15 protein-coding genes are annotated in these 16885 nt (G+C 72.8%); 4 read left to right on the forward strand and 11 right to left on the reverse strand.

Translation table 11 applies throughout. From position 1 onward, the window contains the following. Positions 1 to 100 precede the first annotated feature (100 nt). From ACW9J6_RS01030 to ACW9J6_RS01065, 8 genes are all read right to left on the reverse strand, one after another. Positions 101 to 790, reverse strand: a complete 690-nt coding sequence (locus ACW9J6_RS01030) for a substrate-binding domain-containing protein (RefSeq protein WP_457114557.1) — start codon at positions 788 to 790, stop codon at positions 101 to 103. A gap of 38 nt (positions 791 to 828) precedes the next feature. Further along, the gene (ligK, locus tag ACW9J6_RS01035) at positions 829 to 1512 is read right to left on the reverse strand and encodes a 4-carboxy-4-hydroxy-2-oxoadipate aldolase/oxaloacetate decarboxylase (RefSeq protein ID WP_457114558.1); all 684 of its coding nucleotides are present in this window, start codon (positions 1510 to 1512) and stop codon (positions 829 to 831) included. 146 nt (positions 1513 to 1658) lie between these two features. Further along, positions 1659 to 2702, reverse strand: coding sequence for an amidohydrolase family protein (locus ACW9J6_RS01040; RefSeq protein WP_457114559.1), 1044 nt, complete (start codon positions 2700 to 2702; stop codon positions 1659 to 1661). A gap of 85 nt (positions 2703 to 2787) precedes the next feature. Beyond that, positions 2788 to 4080, reverse strand: a complete 1293-nt coding sequence (locus tag ACW9J6_RS01045) for an MFS transporter (RefSeq protein WP_457114560.1) — start codon at positions 4078 to 4080, stop codon at positions 2788 to 2790. A gap of 107 nt (positions 4081 to 4187) precedes the next feature. Further along, complete coding sequence (locus ACW9J6_RS01050) at positions 4188 to 5201, reverse strand: catechol 2,3-dioxygenase (protein WP_457114561.1); 1014 nt, start codon at positions 5199 to 5201, stop codon at positions 4188 to 4190. 95 nt (positions 5202 to 5296) lie between these two features. After that, complete coding sequence (locus ACW9J6_RS01055) at positions 5297 to 6190, reverse strand: prephenate dehydrogenase/arogenate dehydrogenase family protein (protein ID WP_457114562.1); 894 nt, start codon at positions 6188 to 6190, stop codon at positions 5297 to 5299. A 341-nt stretch (positions 6191 to 6531) separates the two neighbouring features. After that, positions 6532 to 7515 carry a LysR family transcriptional regulator gene (locus tag ACW9J6_RS01060; RefSeq protein WP_457114563.1) on the reverse strand — a complete coding sequence of 328 codons (984 nt, stop codon included), beginning with the start codon at positions 7513 to 7515 and terminating at the stop codon, positions 6532 to 6534. Positions 7516 to 8015: 500 nt separating this feature from the next. Continuing rightward, complete coding sequence (locus ACW9J6_RS01065) at positions 8016 to 9713, reverse strand: outer membrane beta-barrel protein (protein ID WP_457114564.1); 1698 nt, start codon at positions 9711 to 9713, stop codon at positions 8016 to 8018. A 270-nt stretch (positions 9714 to 9983) separates the two neighbouring features. On the opposite strand from ACW9J6_RS01065, the gene ACW9J6_RS01070 reads away from it, so the two are divergent. Then, positions 9984 to 10346 (forward strand): cupin domain-containing protein, encoded by a 363-nt coding sequence (locus ACW9J6_RS01070; RefSeq protein ID WP_457114565.1) that lies wholly within the window; start codon positions 9984 to 9986, stop codon positions 10344 to 10346. On the opposite strand, the gene ACW9J6_RS01075 is transcribed toward ACW9J6_RS01070, so the two are convergent. Genes ACW9J6_RS01075 through metG form a run of 3 tightly spaced genes read right to left on the reverse strand, consistent with a single transcriptional unit; the run spans position 10313 to position 13487 of the window. After that, positions 10313 to 11119, reverse strand: coding sequence for an MBL fold metallo-hydrolase (locus ACW9J6_RS01075; protein WP_457114566.1), 807 nt, complete (start codon positions 11117 to 11119; stop codon positions 10313 to 10315). The two genes, ACW9J6_RS01070 and ACW9J6_RS01075, sit on opposite strands and share 34 nt — an antisense overlap. Positions 11120 to 11129: 10 nt before the next feature. Next, complete coding sequence (locus tag ACW9J6_RS01080) at positions 11130 to 11933, reverse strand: TatD family hydrolase (RefSeq protein WP_457114567.1); 804 nt, start codon at positions 11931 to 11933, stop codon at positions 11130 to 11132. A 6-nt stretch (positions 11934 to 11939) separates the two neighbouring features. Then, a complete protein-coding gene (metG, locus tag ACW9J6_RS01085; protein ID WP_457114568.1) occupies positions 11940 to 13487 on the reverse strand; it encodes a methionine--tRNA ligase in 1548 nt (515 codons plus the stop codon). Positions 13488 to 13673: 186 nt separating this feature from the next. Here metG and ACW9J6_RS01090 point away from each other — a divergent pair, with 186 nt between their 5' ends. From ACW9J6_RS01090 to ACW9J6_RS01100, 3 genes are all read left to right on the forward strand, one after another. After that, complete coding sequence (locus ACW9J6_RS01090; protein WP_457114569.1) at positions 13674 to 14018, forward strand: c-type cytochrome; 345 nt, start codon at positions 13674 to 13676, stop codon at positions 14016 to 14018. Positions 14019 to 14289: 271 nt separating this feature from the next. Further along, positions 14290 to 15480 carry a glycosyltransferase family protein gene (locus ACW9J6_RS01095; protein WP_457114570.1) on the forward strand — a complete coding sequence of 397 codons (1191 nt, stop codon included), beginning with the start codon at positions 14290 to 14292 and terminating at the stop codon, positions 15478 to 15480. An 11-nt stretch (positions 15481 to 15491) separates the two neighbouring features. Next, the gene (locus ACW9J6_RS01100) at positions 15492 to 16730 is read left to right on the forward strand and encodes a glycosyltransferase family 4 protein (RefSeq protein WP_457114571.1); all 1239 of its coding nucleotides are present in this window, start codon (positions 15492 to 15494) and stop codon (positions 16728 to 16730) included. The last annotated feature ends 155 nt before the right edge of the window (positions 16731 to 16885 follow it).

Genomic DNA, 16885 nt, shown 5'->3' on the forward strand with positions numbered 1-16885 from the left:
CCGCGCCGCGGCGGCCCCGTCGTCGCCGCCGCCCATTACCGGAACGACGAGGCCCGCCTCGCCCGCCGGATAGCCAGGGCCGCCCTCGCGTCGAGGACGGTCAGGGGGCCTCCAAGCCGCATCGCTCCTTCGCGGGGCGCGCCTCCGCGGAGGTGAGATACGCGATCAAGGCCCGCGCCCGCGCCGGATCGGGTGAGGCCGCGCCGAGTCCGGCCGAGAACACGGTCACCGCCTGGATCTCCCGCGGCAGCATCCCGAGGACGGCGATGCCCGGCACGTCCCGCAACTCGCTGAGCTGCTGGAAGCCGAGATCGGCCTCGCCCCGCGCGAGCAGCGAACCGACGGAGACGCCCGGCGGCGCCTGGACCACGCGCCCCGCGATCGCGTCGGCGATGCCCCACCGCTGCCACAACCGCCCGAGATGGTCGCCGCTCGGGCCCGTCGAGGTGGCGATCCGCTCCGCCCCGAGAACCGCCGCCCTCACGGCCGCCTCGTCGTCGATCGCGATCCGCGGCCGGCCCGACGGCGCGGCGGCGGCGATCCCGGATCGCGCGAAGGCCACCCGGCTGCCGGCAACCAGGAACCCCTCCGCCTCCAGCTGCTCCATCACGGCCGAGGCGAGGACGATGACGTCCGCCCCCGCGCCGGAGCGGACCAGACGCGCCGCATCCACGCCGCCCATGGACCGGATGGCGACGCCCTGGCCGGTCCGCCGCTCGTAGGAGGCCGCCAGATCGGCCAGGACCTGGCGCGTCGCCATGGAGGACAGGCCGGTGATCGGATCGGTCATCGAGGACTCCCGGGCAGGATGGGACGACGTCACGGCGCTCAATCGACGTAGCGCAGCCCCGCCTTGGCCAGCGGCTCGCGCATCGCGTAGAGGTCGAGCCCGAGCACGCCCGCGGCGAGCTTCGCGCGCTTGGCCTCCTCGTTCGCCGCGCGCTGGGCCGCCGCATCGGCCGTGCGGCGGGCCGCCTCCGCCGGCACGACGACGACGCCGTCGTCATCGGCCACGATCGCGTCGCCCGGATGGACCAGCGCGCCCGCGCAGACGACCGGGATGTTCACGGACCCGATCGTCGCCTTCACGGTGCCCTTGGCCGAGATGCATCGGCTCCAGACGGGAAAGCCCATCTCGGTCAAGGTCCTCACGTCGCGCACGCCCGCATCGATGATCAGGGCCCTGGCGCCGCGCGCCTGGAAGCTCGTCGCCAGCAGGTCGCCGAAATAGCCGTCCGTGCACGCGGCCGTGACCGCCGCCACGACGATGTCCCCCGGCTGGATCTGCTCGGCGGCGACGTGCAGCATCCAGTTGTCCCCCGGATGCAGCAGCACGGTGACCGCCGTCCCGGCGACCTGCGCGCCGGCATAGATCGGCCGCAGAGACGGTTTCATCAGGCCCACGCGGCCCATCGCCTCGTGCACCGTGGCGACGCCGTGGGTCCCCAGCGTCTCGACGGACGCGCGGTCGGCGCGCGCGATGGTGCGTTTCACGATCCCAAGTTCGACCATGGCTCGGCTCCGAGATGTGGTCCGGCGAAGAGCGGCCGGTCCGCCGCAGAAGAGGGAGAGGATTCGGAAGCCCGGGCCAGGCTGACGGCTGGCCCCGTCTCCGCGTTTGGTTTTGCCGGTTCTTGCACGCTGAACCGGCAACCCCTTCAGCGGGACATGCTCTCGCGCCCGCGCGCCTTCAGGGCGGCGTCGAGGCGCGGATAGACGCGGCGCGCGTTGCCCTCGTAGATCTTCCGGCGGTCCTCCGCGCTCAGGTGCCGGGCGGCTTCAATGTAACGCTTCGTGTCGTCGAAGTTGTGCCCGGTCTCGGGATCGATCCCCCGCACCGCGCCCACCATCTCGCTCGCGAACAGGATGTTGTCGACCGGGATGACGTCGGTCAGCAGGTCGATGCCGGGCTGATGATAGATGCAGGTATCGAAGTAGACGTTCTTGAGCAGATGCTCGCGCAGCTCCGGCTTCTTGAGCGCCTGGGCGAGCCCGCGGTAGCGCCCCCAGTGATACGGCGCCGCGCCCCCGCCATGCGGGATCACGAAGCGCAGCGTCGGGAAGTCCGCGAACAGGTCGCCCTCGATGAGCTGCATGACGGCGGTGGTGTCGGCGTTGATGTAATGCGCGCCCGTGGTGTGGAAGCAGGCATTGCAGCTCGTCGAGACGTGGATCATCGCCGGGATGTCGTATTCCACCATCTTCTCGTAGATCGGGTACCAGGAGCGGTCGGTCAGCGGCGGGCTCTTCCAGTATCCCCCTGACGGGTCGGGGTTGAGGTTGATGCCGACGAAGCCGTAATCGCGAATGCATTTTTCGAGTTCGGGGATGCAGGTCTTCGGATCGGCGCCGGGGCTCTGCGGCAGCATAGCGGCGCCGATGAAGTGGTCGGGGAACAGCTGCGCGACGCGGTGGCAGAGGGCGTTGCAGATCGCGGCCCATTCCGAGGAGACCGCGAGATCGCCGATGTGATGCGCCATGAAGCTCGCGCGCGGGCTGAAGATCGTGAGGTCGCTGCCCCGCTCCCGCATCAGCCGCAGCTGGTTGCTCTCGATCGACTCGCGGATCTCGTCGTCGCTGATCCGCAGATCGGAGCGCTGCGGCCGGCGGGCCGGGTCGCGCAGGCCCTCGATCTGGCGGTTGCGCCACTCCTCGAGCGCCCGAGGCGCCGTCGTGTAGTGTCCGTGGCAGTCGATGATCATCGTGTCTCGCTCTTCGTGCGGGAGGAGGGCCCGTCTTGAGGAGGAGGGCCCGTCTTGGGCGGCCGGGGCCGGAGCCCCCCGCGGGTCAGTGCGCTGATGCGGCCCTGGGGCTGGCGGCGTCGGCGCTTCCGAACTGCGTCACCGCGATCGCCAGGGCGGCGCAGGTGGCGGGAGCCGCCAGGACCAGGAGGATCGCGCTGAAATCCCATCCCGAGCCCAGGAGGGCGCCCCCGAAGCCGGATCCGAGGATGCTGCCGAAGCGCCCGATGCCCAGCATCCAGCTCACCCCGGTGGCGCGCGCCGCGGTCGGGTAGCAGCCGGGCGCGAAGGCGTTGAGCCCGGTCTGGGCCCCGCTCATGCAGAACCCGGCCGCGAGGATCAGGACGGCCAGCGAGGACGAGACGATGCCGAGCACCGAGAGGGCGACGATGCAGAGGCTGCCGCCCAGATACGCGGCCGCGATGACGAGCGGGGGCCGGGCCTTGTCCATGATCCAGCCGACCACGACGGCGCCCAGCGTGCCGCCGATCTGGAACAGGGCCGTGAGGGTGGAGGCGGTCTCGACCGGAACGCCGGCATCCCGCAGCAGGGTCGGCAGCCACCCGGTGAGCAGGTAGATGACCATCAGGCCCATGAAGTAGGTGACCCAGAGGGACACGGTCATCAGGGCGTAGCCGCGAGAGAACAGGACCCCGATCGGCGTCTTCGTCCGCAGGGGCGGCTCGTCGGACACGAAGGTCTCGTCACCGGCGAACCGGTGGCCGGTGACTGCGGAGAGCGTCGCCGCGATCGTCCCGGGCGCGGCCCCGCGCAGCGCCAGCAGGCGCGCCGATTCCGGGAGGAAGCGCGCCAGGATCGGCAGCAGGGTCAGCGGCACGGCGCCGCCCAGCAGCAGCACGGACCGCCAGCCGTGGAGCGGGATCAGGACGGCCGCCGCGAAGCCGATCGCGGCCGAGCCGAGGGTGAACCCCGTGAACATGATCGTGATCATCAGCGAGCGCCGCCGCTGGGGGGCGTATTCCGACAGCAGCGTCGTGGTGTTGGGCATGGCCGCGCCCATGCCGGTACCGGCAAACAGGCGCAGGAGCGCCATCTCGGCCGGCGACGAGGCATAGGCCGCCACCACCGTGAACAGGCCGAAGACCAGGACCGCGGTGAGCAGGACGATCTTGCGCCCGAACCGGTCCGAGGACGGACCGGCGACCAGGGCGCCGATCACGAGGCCGAACGGCGCCGCGCTCATCACGATGCCGAAGGCCGGCCGCGAGATCTCCCATTCCTGCAGGATCGACGGCGTGACGAAGCCCATGATCGCCACGTCCATGCCGTCGGCCACGACGACCATGAAGCACATCGCGACCAGGGCCCATTGGGCCATCGAAATGGGTCGGCTATCGATGAACGATTTGATGTCGACCGTCCTGGACATGCCCGCCTCTCCTCCCTGTGCCGATGAGATCTTGTGATGCTTGTGCGGCCTGCGTCTCAGCGGGGCGATCCCGCCTCGGGGCGGAGATCCTCCGGGGGGTCGCCGGCCCCGGGCTGGCCGGGAAGGGGCGGCGTCCCGCGGCTGTGGAAGCTCTCGATGGTCTTGAGGCCCCAGGCCTGGCCCTTCCTCCGCTCGGCCTCGGTCCAGCGGATCGGCTTCCAGTCGGGGGCGAGGACGAGGCGCGCGCCCGCATTCGCGACCTCGACGCGGTGCCCGCCGGGCTCGAAGACGTAGAGGAAGAAGGTCTGCTGGACGGCGTGCTTGTGCGGACCGGTCTCGATCGGCACCCCGGCCTCGAGGAAGATGTCCGCGGCCCGCAGGATCTCCTCGCGGCTGTCGAGCGCGTAGGTGATGTGGTGGAAGCGGCCTTTGATCCCGTGCGCTTCCTTGGTGTAGGCGAAGTCGTAGCTCTTGTTGGTCGCCGTCAGCCACATCCCGGCCTCCTCGCCGGAATCGAGCACGATCTGCTCGGTGAGGCGGAAGCCGAGATGCCGTTCGAAGAACTCGCGGTTGGCCTTCACGTCGACGGCGAGGCAGTTGAAATGGTCGAGCCGGCGCACGTTGAGGCCGCGCGCCGGGAAGCGCTGCGCCTGGTTCTTGAGTGCGGGCCGCAGGGCCTCCGGGGCCTCGTACCACTCCGTCTCGTAGTAGAGCTCGATGACGTGGCCGTCCGGGTCGTGGAAGCGGTAGCCGGGCCCGTGGCCGAGCTCGCCCTCGTGCCAGCCGATCCCGGCGCCGGTCTGCGCGATCGCGCCGACGCGCCGCTCCAGGGCCTGCGGGCTGCGCGCCCGGAAGGCCGCGTGACCGAGGCCCGCAACGCGGGAGGCGGTGAGCTGAAGCGAGTAGCGTTCGTAATCGTCCCAGGCGCGCAGGTAGACGGAATCGCCCTGCCGCCCGCTCTCCGTCATGCCCATCACGTCGACGAAGAAGCGCAGGCTCTCCTCGGGCTTGGGCGTGAGGAGTTCGAGGTGCCCGAGATGGGCCACGTCGAGGATCGGCTCGCTGGTCACAGGTCGTCTCCGTGGTGGACGCCGCCCCGCGCGGCAGCGGGAGGCATGCGTTCGCGCGTGGATCGGGACGCGGGGGCGGCCCGCGACGGAAGCGGTCAGGCCGCGGCCGGGGAGGGGGCGGCGCGCGCGGCCGCCGCGCCGGTGACGCCGTCGAGGAGGGCGTCGAGCGTTCCGGCGGACAGGGCGGCGCGGTCGACGTGGCGTCCGAGCGCGCCGGCCCAGTCCTGGCGCTCCGCGATGGCGCCGCTCATGAGCGGGGCGATGCCCGCATCCCCGACCGTCCGCGCCACCTCCCGCATCTCCTCGGCCCGTCGCCGGCCGTGCAGCAAAGTCCGGCCGATGAGGTAATGGGCGAGGCCCGGCCAGTCCTCGTGCGGCAGGGTGTCGGCGAGCGAGGCCAGCACCTCCCGCTCCACGCCGTAGCGGCGCGCCGCCAGCAGGCACTCGCTCGCCAGGGCCTCCAGACCCTTGACCATGACGCTGCGGCACATCTTGACCGAGGAGGCGCGTCCGATCTCGTCGGAGAAGACCGTCAGGCGCATCGCGAAGGGGGCCATCGCCGCCGCGAAATCCGGCGCGTGGGGGCCGCCGAGCAGCATGGGCGCGCCTAGGCCGTGGGGCGGCACGCTCGTCATCACGGCCGCCTCGACGTAGCGCCCGCCCGCCGCCGCCACGAGGCGGGCGGCCTCCCGCTTGGTCGAGGGCGCCACCGAGTTCACGTCGACGACGAGGGGGCCGTGCCCGAGACCGCCCGCAAGCGCCGCGGCCGCCGACAGCGCGGCGCCGGCCGTGACGGCCACGAACACGATGTCGGCCTCTCTCACCGCCTCCGCGGCGTCGGCGCCGACCGCGACGGTCGCGGCGGCGTGCGCCTGCGCCGCGGGATCGATGTCGAAGGCCGTGATGCGGCTCGTGGGAGCGGCGGCCCGCAGGTCGCGGGCGAAGCGGCTGCCGACCTCGCCGAACCCGACGATGGCGAAATGGGTCATGTCTGGCGGTCTCTCGTCGCGCGGGTCCGGCCGCGTGGCGGCCCTCCCGCCTCCTCAGGGGCGGCGCGGTGCGGCGGGAACCTCCGCCGAAACGGATGCCGGTTCAGCGCAGAGAATGCGGCAGACACAAACACCTGCGGCCGCGACAGCTCGCAACGCGTTCGGGCGCTGCTCGGGAAAGGCTGCGACGGAATCGAGGACATGCGGGCGCGCGGCCGGTCTCATCGGCGATCCCTCCCTGGGACGACCATCGGGGTGGCGTTCTCTGCTTGCGAGCGCCCGCCGTGTCTTTGCAGGATCGGACGCTGCTTGCGTCGTACATTGCCCGCCGGGGCCGAGTCCTATTTCTTTTTTCGCCGCTTGCTATCACCATCGGTGATATCGGCGAGGCCGCGCTGCGAGATCTCGCCGATATAGGCCCGCAGGCATTCCGCGAAGAGCCGCCCGCCGGAAGGCAGCGGGCGATCAAAGGGCAGGATCAGCCCGGCCGGCCGATCGGGGGCGGAGATCGGCAGCGGCACGACGCGCAGGGTCCCGCGGAGCAGATCCCCGGCCATCATCAGCCGCGGCATCACGGCGACGAGGTCGGAGGCGTGCAGCATCTCGCGGATGAAGCCGTGGGAGCTGGAGCGGAGGGAGGCCGACGGCACCAGGCCGAGCAGCGACAGCACGTGCTCGATCTCCTGGCCGACCCGCTGGCTCACCGTGGGCAGGACGACCTCGTACTGGCGCAGGGCCGCGACGGTCGCCGGTCCGGCGAAGATCGGGTGCTCCGCCCGGGCCAGGATCGAGATCGGCTCGGTCCAGAGCGGCTCGCGGATGAAGTGGTCCGGGACGGCGGGCGCGTAGAGGCGCCCGACGACGAGATCGAGCTCACCCGCGGCGAGGCGCGGCAGGAGGTCCTCCGTCCGCCCCTGCTGCAGCCCGACCCTGATGTCCGGATGGGCCGCCTTGAGCCGCGCCAGCACCCCGGGCAGCACGCCGGACGCCGCGACCGGGAGCGCTCCCACCGCGACGGCGGCGCCCCGGTTCTCCATGTGCCGGTCGAGTTCCTCGTCGAGGTCGTGGATCTCCGCGAGGATGCGGCGCGCGGCCCGCACCAGCACCATGCCGGCCTCGGTGGGGCGCACGCCGCGCGCGTGCCGGTCGAAGAGGCGGGCCTGAAGGATATCCTCGATCTCGTGCAGGCTCTTGGTGAGGGCGGGCTGCGTCACGCCGAGCACCGACGCGGCCCTGACCAGGCTGCGGTGCGCCTCCAGGGCATCGACGACGCGGAGTTGGGAGAGCTTCAGGCGCCGGTCGAGGTAGCGGCGTGACATCGGCATCCGATCTCCTGGCCGCGAGGGGGGGACGGCCCGGTCCCGCGTGGGTATTGGAACAAGTCCCTGCGCCGCGTCGACAGGGGAGGATGCGATTCCACCATCGCATGGGTGGGAGATGTCAACGGCGCCCCGACACGCCGCTGTAGACGCCGGGGAGAGGCCTCACGTCCGTGTGGGGCAGTGGGCGGGCGCGGAGGTTCCATGCCGCGCAGAGCTCGGCCGCAATCCGCCTGGCGTAGGGTCGTCCGCGGATCTCCGCTCTCTCGACCCGGGCGAGCCGCCAGGCTCGACCGGCGCGGAGGCCGGCTGCCGAAGAGCGGATGGTCAGCAGGGCCGTTCGGGGTGCGAAGCCGACCGATGCGGTGAGGGCTGCTTGCTCCCGCGCCCATGCGGACAGGGGAGTGTGCCATTCCACCTTTGCCCAGCTGGGACATTCTAACTTTGCGCCTACACGGCCAACTCGCATAAGAAACATTATGGAACTGCTCTTCGTGCCGGTCCGATCACAGGCTCGGCACCGAGAAGCGGTAGGACGCCTGGAGGAAGCCACCGAGGCGGTCGGCCTCCAGGCGGGTCGGGCTGGCGGGCGCGAGCGGGAAGCGGCTGCGTCCGTTGCCGGCCTCCATGTGCCAGTAGCGGCCGCCGACGCCGATGCTGAGGTCCGGCGTCACGTCGTACGAGACGACGCCCTGCACGAAGACCCCGTCTCCCGATCCCCATTGCGGTTGCGGGTTGATGTCGGGGCGCAGCCAGTGGCGGTCGTAAGCCTGGATCGCGGCGACCGGGAGATACGCGCCCTCGAGGCCGATCCGGACGCGGTCGCGGCGGATCTCACCCGCGAGGCCGATCCGCAGTGCGCTCCAATGCGCATCCTCGCTGATCGTCCGGACGTTCCCCACGGCAAACGGGCCGCAGCCGAAGGCGCTGCCGGCCACTTGGCGGCACCCGACCGCGTTGGGTCCCTCCTGCAGGAACTGGTAGCCCAGGAACGCCCCGAGCCGGTAATCCTCGCCGGACAGCAGGCTGTATCCGGCATCCGCGACCCCGTAGGCGATGCCGCCGTCGCGGATCGTCGAGTCGGACCGCGCCGTGAGCGCGCGGGCCGGCACAAAGTCCTCGTCCGCCAGCCGGCCCGAGGTGAGCCCGCCCGCTCCGACGAACCCCTTGACGAACAATCCCGTCGGACGGTGGTCGAGGCGGGCGAAGCTCTCGCCCGCATGGGCCGCCAGGCCGGCATAGGTCAGGCGCGAGTTCAGTTGCGCGGCGTTGCCCGGGGCCGCGATCGTCGCGCGCTGGGTCCCGGTGCTGCCGAAGTAGCGCAGGCCCGCTTCGAGGTCGAAGGACGCCGGCGCCCCCCGGGCAGGCGCCGCGTCGGCCGTACCCAGCGCCCCGTCGCCGAAATGGTAGGTCAGGCCGATCCGGGCGAGGACGCCGCTGGTCCGTGCGCGGGTCCCGATCCGGATGCTGCTCTCCGCCAACGTGTTCCGCGAGATCCCGTGCGCCATCACCGTGCGGCTTCCGAGATCGTAGTAGAGCGTCTCCACCTTCGCCGAGACCCGCTCGCCGAACGCGTAGGCGATGCCCCCGCCCACCGCGAAGCCCAGCCGTTCGTCGCCGTCGCGGGCGTCGGAGAAGCCGCCATAGGCGCTCCTCGCGCCCGTCGACCGCGTCTCGGTGGCGTCGATCCGCACCGTCCCGTAGGCGAGACCCGCCGTCGCGTAGACGAGCGCCCGGTCGATGGCGAGCCCGACGCGCCCGCGCAGGGTGCCGAAACCGTCGAGCCGCTGGCCGGCATGGGCCGTGCCGGACGGGAGCGCGCGGCCGTTGACGATCGTGAGCCCTTCCTGGTCCGCGTAGCCGCGCAGGCGCGTCACGGTGTGGTCCGCAGCCACGCCGAGGACCAGACCCGCTCCGATCTCGCGGTCGTACCCGACCTCTCCGCCGGCCACGACGTCCTCGGTGACAGGCCGCAGGACGGGGCCGATCCGGCAGCCCGTTCCCTGCGGGATGCCGGCCACCGAAATGCAGGAGGGGGCGAGCCGGTTGTCGAGGGCCCCGTAGCCGAGGAACAGCCCGGCGGAGAAGCCCGTCCAACCCGCCGGCAGCCCGCCCCCCGGCCCCGCCGGATCGGCCGCCCGCGCAGTCGAGGGTCCGGCAACCGACGCGACGACGAGAGAACCCACGATGAGAGCTGCGCGCATGATGACTCGTCCGACGATGCGGCCGAGACGTTAGGGCAACCGGCGGGATAATAATGTTACCTTGCGGCAACGGAGCGTTCCGACGTTGAATGACGGCGACCGACCGGTCGCACGCCCGAGCCGACGCTCCCCTGCCATGCCGCATCAAGGACGTCGCGTGCCCCCTCGACGATCCCTGCGAAGCGAGTGCCGCCCGCAGGCCTGGATCGGTCTCGCCTGCGCGTGCAGGATCACCTCGCAAGCTCTCGATCGTCCGACGAGGAAGGCCGCATGCCCGCCGCACCGACTGCCAGCCTGCTCGCCGGCCTGCCGCTCCCGGGTGCCGCGGAGGAGAGCGTGGCGACGCTCCTCGCGCGGCCGGGGCTGCGCCTGGAGCGGATCGTCTCCACCGGCCAGGCGAGCCCGCCGGGCTTCTGGTACGACCAACGGGAGGACGAGTGGGTGCTGCTGGTGGCGGGCGCGGCCCGGCTGCGCGTCGCCGGCGAGGCGCAGGACCGCGCCCTGCGGCCGGGCGACCACCTGCTGCTCCCGGCCGGCTGCCGCCACCGGGTCGAGTGGACCGACCCCGCGGCCGCGACGGTCTGGCTCTGCCTGTTCGTTCAGCCGTCGACCGTGACGGTGAGTCCGTCATAGGCCGGCACCACGCCCTCCGGCAGGCGGCGGCGCAGGGCCTCGTAGTCGAGGTCGGTGTGGAGGTTCGTCAGGATGGCGCGGCGCGGCCGCACCTCCTCGATCAGCGCCAGCGCGTCCGAGACCGAGTAGTGGGTCGGGTGCGGCGTGTCGCGCAGGGCGTCGATGATCAGCAGATCGAGGCCGGAGAGCCGCGCCTTGGCGTCGGCCGGCATGGTGCTGACGTCGGGCGCGTAGGCGGCGTCCGCGAAGCGGAAGCCCAGGGCCTCCTCGTTGCCGTGCTCCATCCGGAAGGAGGTCGCGGTCACCGGGCCGCCCGGCCCGTCGAGGGTGAGTGGCGCATCGTCGGGCAGCGCGTGGAGGTCGAGGATCGGCGGGTACTGGCTCCCGGGCGGCGTGTCGAAGCAATAGGCGAAGCGCACCCGCAGCAGCGCCTCCGTGACCGCGTCCGCGTAGACCGGGATGCGGCGGCGCATGTGGATCACCAGCGGGCGCACGTCGTCGATGCCGTGGGTGTGGTCCGCGTGGGCGTGGGTGAACAGCACCGCGTCGAGCCGGGTCACGCCCGCGTCGAGGAGCTGCTCGCGCAGGTCCGGCGAGGTGTCGATGAGCACCGTCGTGGCCGCGCCCCCGTCCCGCCGCCCCTCGACCAGGAGCGAGCAGCGGCGGCGGCGGTTCCTCGGCTCGGCCGGGTCGCAGGCGCCCCAGCCGGAGCCGACGCGGGGCACGCCGCCGGAGGAGCCGCAGCCGAGGAGGCGGAGCGTCAGCGCGGGCATCGGGGCGACCTCACGGGGCGGCCGCCGCCGCGGCATCCGCCCGCGCGGCCTTGTCGAACAGCCGGTAGAAATTCTCGGTCGTGAGCTGCGCGAGGGCGTCCGGCGCGACGTCGAGGGTCCGGGCGAGCACCCGGGCGGTCTCGGCCACGTAGGCGGGCTCGTTCGGGCGGCCGCGATGCGGCTCGGGCGCCAGGAAGGGCGCGTCGGTCTCGACCAGGAGCCGGTCGCGCGGCAGCGCGGCGGCGATCGCCCGCAACTCCTCCGAGCGGCGGAAGGTCACGATGCCCGAGAAGGACACGAACAGGCCGAGCTCCACCCCGGCCTCCGCGAGGCGCCGCCCGGACGAGAAGCAGTGCAGCACCGCCTTGAAGGCGCCCCGCCCCATCTCCTCGGTGAGGATCGCCTCCATGTCGGCATCCGCGTCGCGGGCGTGGATCACCAGCGGCAGGCCGGTCTCGCGCGCCGCAGCGATCTGGGTCCGGAACACCCGCGCCTGCACATCGCGCGGGGCATTGTCGTAGTGGTAGTCGAGGCCCGCCTCGCCGATGCCGACGCAGCGCGGATGGCGCGACAGGGCGACGATCTCCTCGGCCGGGATGTCCGGCTCCTCGCCCGCCTGGTGCGGGTGGGTGCCCACCGTGAAGAAGATCTCGGGATGCGCCTCGGCGAGGGCTCGGTAGGTCTCCGCCCGCCGCACCCGGGTCGAGATCGTGACCATCCGGGTCACGCCCGCCGCCTTCGCGTCGGCAAGCACCTCGGGCAGCCGTCCGGCGAGCCCCTCGAAGTCGAGGTGGCAGTGGCTGTCGACCAGCATCGCGCCTCAGGCCTCCGGCTCGACGAAGCGCGGGAAGATCGGGCTCGGGGCCGGCAGGGGCGTGCCGGGGACGAGGCGGTTCCCCTCCCCGACCCGGTCGAGCCCCCTCGCCGCCTCGGGAACCGCCAGGAGGTCGAGGAGCTTGGCCGCCGCCGCCGGGACGAAGGGCTGCACCAGGATGCCGACGGCGCGCAGGACCTCGGCCGTGCAGTAGAGCACGCTCGCCATGCGGGCCGGGTCGGTCTTGCGCAGGGTCCAGGGCTCCTGGGCGGCGAAGTAGCGGTTGGCCTCCGCCACCACGGCCCAGATCTCCGCGAGCGCGTGGTGCAGCGCGTAATCCGTCATCGCGGCCCGGGCCGCCGCCGGCAGCGCGTCCGCCGCGGCGAGGATCGCCCGGTCGGCCTCCGTCAGGTCGCCCGGCCGCGGCACCGCCCCGTCGCAGTTGCGGGCGATCATGGTCAGCGAGCGCTGGGCGAGGTTGCCGAGGTCGTTGGCGAGGTCGGCGTTGGTCCGGTTGACGATCGCCTCGTGCGAGTAGTTGCCGTCCTGGCCGAACGGCACCTCGCGCAGCACGAAGTAGCGCAGCGGATCGACCCCGTAGAGGCCGGCGAGCTCGATCGGATCAACCACGTTGCCGAGCGACTTCGACATCTTCTCGCCGCGGCTGAGCAGGAAGCCGTGGCCGAAGACGCGCTTGGGCAGCGGCAGCCCGGCCGACATCAGGAAGGCCGGCCAGTAGACCGCGTGGAAGCGGATGATGTCCTTGCCGATCACGTGCAGGTCGGCCGGCCAGCGGCGCCAGCGCGGATCCGCCTCGTCCGGGAAGCCGCACGACGTGATGTAGTTCGTCAGCGCGTCGACCCAGACATACATGACGTGGCCGTCCGCCCCCGGGACGGGCACGCCCCAGTCGAAGGTGGTGCGGCTGACCGAGAGGTCCTGCAACCCCGAGCGCACGAAGCTCACCACCTCGTTGCGCCGCGTCTCTGGGCCGATGAAGTCGGGGTTCGCCGCGTAATGCGCGAGCAGCCGGTCCGCGTAGGCCGAGAGGCGGAAGAAGTAGCTCTCCTCCTCGACCCACTCGACGGGCGTGCCGGTCTTCTCGGCCCGGCGCACGCCGTCCTCGCCCAGCACCAGCTCGGCCTCGTCGTAATAGGCCTCGTCGCGCACCGAGTACCAGCCGGCGTATTTCGACAGGTAGATGTCGCCGGCCGCCTCCATCCGCCGCCACAGGGCCTGGCTCGACGCGATGTGGTCGGGGTCGGTGGTGCGGATGAAGCGGTCGAAAGCGCAGTTCAGCGTTTCCGCCATGGTGCGGAAGCGCGGCGCCATCTGGTCGACGAACGCCCGCGGGGTGATCCCGGCCTTCACGGCGGTCTGCTGGATCTTGAGCCCGTGCTCGTCCGTGCCGGTGGTGAAGAACACGTCGTAGCCGTCGATGCGCTTGAAGCGCGCGATGGCGTCGGCGGCGATCACCTCGTAGGCGTGGCCGATATGCGGCGCCCCGTTCGGGTAGGAGATCGCGGTGGTGATGGTGAAGCGTTCGCCGGCCACGCGTGGGATTCCCGGGACAGTTCGAGGACCTAAGGGCGGCGCGGCTGCGCCCGCCCGGTGGAAGCCTTAGAGCAAATCGCGGGTCGCGTGGACTCCCCTCGGGCGCCGGGCCGGCCCGCAGCGCGGTGCAACCCTTGCCGCGGGAGCCGTCCGGCCGAGATGATAGGGTCCACCCGGAGCCCTGCCATGCCCCGCATTCCCGGCGCCCTGCCCCTCGCCTCCGCCCTCGTCGCCGCCGCCGCCCTGTCGGGGGCAGGCGAGGCCCGGGCGGGCGATGCCGCGGCCGGGCGGCGGAAGGCCGTCGCCTGCCAAGCCTGTCACGGGCTCGACGGGCTGTCCAAGCTCCCCGAGGCGCCCAACCTCGCCGGCCAGGTCGAGCCCTACCTCGTCAAGGCGCTGACGGAGTTCCGCGGCGGCGTGCGCAAGAACGAGGTGATGTCCGTCGCCGCCAAGGATCTGTCGGAGACCGACATCGCCGACCTCGCCGCCTATTACAGCGGAATCCAGGTGGATGTCGTACCGCCTTCTTGATGCGGGTTGCGTGTGCTTCTCCCAGCAACCGGCGCTTTCCGGGCCGGCGCGGCCGCCCATTTCGGCACGCAGCGCCGGACAAAGCTGACGCGCGGCCCGGGGTAACGATCCGGGGCGGGTAGCCCAGCGGGGGGAGGATGCGCTAGGACAGGCGGGCTCCGATCCGGGAGGTCCGTCGCAGGATGCCGTTGTCCCCGTGCCGCTCCCGGTCGCCGGTTGACGCGCCGCCGCCCGTCGGGATGGGCGCATCCCGCGGGATGCGGGCCGCCTGATGAGGCCGCCGCTCGTCCCCGGCGCCCCGCAGCGGGTGCTGATCTATTCGCACGACACGTTCGGCCTCGGGCACCTGCGCCGGGCGCGGGCCATCGCGCACGCCCTCGTGGCGCAGGCGCCGGAGCGGCGGGTGCTGATCCTGTCGGGCTCGCCCGTGAGCCACGCCTTCCGCTTCGCCCCCGGCGTGACCTGCCGCCGGCTGCCGGGGGTGGTGAAGCGCGAGGATGGCGGCTACCGCAGCCTCGGCGCGGCCCACGACCTCGACGCCGTGGTGGAGACCCGGGCGGCGCTGATCCGCCACGTCGCCCGCCGCTTCGATCCCGACCTCTTCCTCGTCGACAAGGAGCCGACCGGGTTCCACGGCGAGGTGCTGCCGGTGCTGGCGCCCCTCAAGGCGCGGGGCTGCCGGCTCGTGCTCGGCCTGCGCGACGTGCTCGACGCGCCCGACCTGCTCGCCCCGGAATGGGAGCGCAAGGGTGCGCTCGCGGTGCTGCCGCTCTACGACGCGCTCTGGGTCTACGGCCTGGAAGCGATCTACGCGCCGCTCTCGGGCCTCGCCCTCCCCGAGGGCGTGGGGGAGCGCCTGACCTACACGGGCTACCTGCGCCGGGAGGCGCCGGCCCCGGAGGCCGCGGAGAGCGAGGAGCCGCCCTTCCTCCTCGTCACGCCGGGCGGCGGCGGCGACGGCGTCGACCTCGTGGAGGCGGTGGTGCGCGCCTACGAGGCGCAAGCCTTGCCCCATCGGGCGCTCGTGGTGTTCGGTCCCTTCTTCCCGCCCGCCGCCCGGGACGCCCTGCAGGCGCGCATCGACGCCCATCCGCGCCTCTCCGCGCTCGGCTTCGACGCGCGGCTGGAGCGGCTGATGCGCCGCGCCGCGGGCGTGGTGGCGATGGGGGGCTACAACACCTTCTGCGAGATCCTGTCCTTCGACCGGCCCGCCCTGATCCTGCCGCGGACCCGGCCCCGCCGGGAGCAACTGATCCGGGCCGTGGCGGCGGCCCGGCTCGGGCTCGTCGAGACGCTCGACCCGGCGGAATCCGGGCCGGAGCGGATGGCGGCGGCGCTGGCGGCGCTCCCTGAGCGCCCGCGCCCCTCGGCGCGACCGATCCCGCGCCTGCTCGACGGCCTGCCGACGATCCGCCGGCTCGTCGAGGCGCCGGACGCCGCGGCCTGCGTGGCGGCGGAGTAGCGTCCCGTCCCATGCCCGCTCCCATCGCCGTCCTGGTCAAGGGCTATCCGCGCTTGTCCGAAACCTTCATCGCCCAGGAACTGCTCGGACTCGAAGCGCGCGGGCTTTCCCTCGCGATCTGGTCCCTGCGCCGGCCGCATGACGGGGCCGTGCACCCGATGCACCGGGAGATCCGCGCCCCCGTCGCCTACCTGCCCGAATACCTGCACGAGGCGCCGCTGCGCGTGCTGCGCGGGCTCCTCGCCGCCCTGCCCCGCCCCGGCCTGCGGCCGCTCCTCGCCCTGGTCTGGCGGGACTTCGCGCGCGACCCGAGCCGCAACCGCCTGCGCCGCCTCGGCCAGGCGCTCGTCCTCGCCCGGGAACTGCCGGAGGCGGTCCGGCACATCCACGTCCACTACCTGCACACGCCGGCCTCGGTCGCCCGCTACGCCGCCCTGCTCACCGGGCGGAGCTGGAGCGCCTCGGCCCATGCCAAGGACATCTGGACGACGCCCGCGTGGGATCTCGCGGGCAAGCTCGACGATCCGCGCCTCACCTTCGCGGTGACCTGCACGGCGGCGGGTGCGGCGCGGCTGCGGGAGGTCGCGGCGGCGCCCGCGCGGGTGGGGCTCGTCTATCACGGGCTCGACCTGCGGCGCTTCCCGGAGCCGCCGCCCGCGCGACCGCCCCGGGACGGGAGCGACCCGGGCGATCCCCTGCGCCTCGTCTCGGTGGGGCGGGCGGTGGCCAAGAAGGGCTACGACGACCTCCTCGACGCCCTCGCGGCCCTGCCGCCCGGCCTGCACTGGCGCTTCGCTCACGTGGGCAACGGCGAGGCCCTCGGCGCGCTCAAGGCCAGGGCCGCGGCGCTGGGGCTCGGGGAGCGGGTGGTCTTCCTCGGGGCCAAGCCCCAGCCCGACGTCGTGGCGCTCCTGCGCGAGGCGGACCTGTTCGTGCTGCCGGCCAAGCGCGCGCCCTCCGGCGACCGGGACGGGCTGCCGAACGTGATCATGGAGGCGGCCTCGCAGCGGCTCGCCATCGTCGCCACCGACTTCGCGGGCATCCCGGAATTCCTGCGCGACGGCGTGGAGGGCCGGCTGGTGCCGCCGGGCGACTGGGCGGCGCTGTCGAACGCGGTCAACCTGCTCGGGCGGGACCCGGCGGAGCGCGAGCGGTTCGGGACGGCGGCCCTGGCGCGGCTGCGGGAGGCGTTCGGGGCCGAGGCGGGGCTCGACCGGATCGCGGCTCTGCTCGGGGGGCGGGAGGCGTGAACCAGCCCATCCCGGGATCAGGGGCCGCGCCGGCCCCTCCCCCCTCTGCGGGGGAGGGTGGCCGCCCACAGGCATCCGAGTCCGGCTCCCGGCGCATCGCCTTCTACGCCCCGCTCAAGCCCGCCGATCACCCGGTGCCCTCCGGCGAGCGCACG

This window comes from Methylobacterium sp. JK268, from assembly GCF_054052225.1.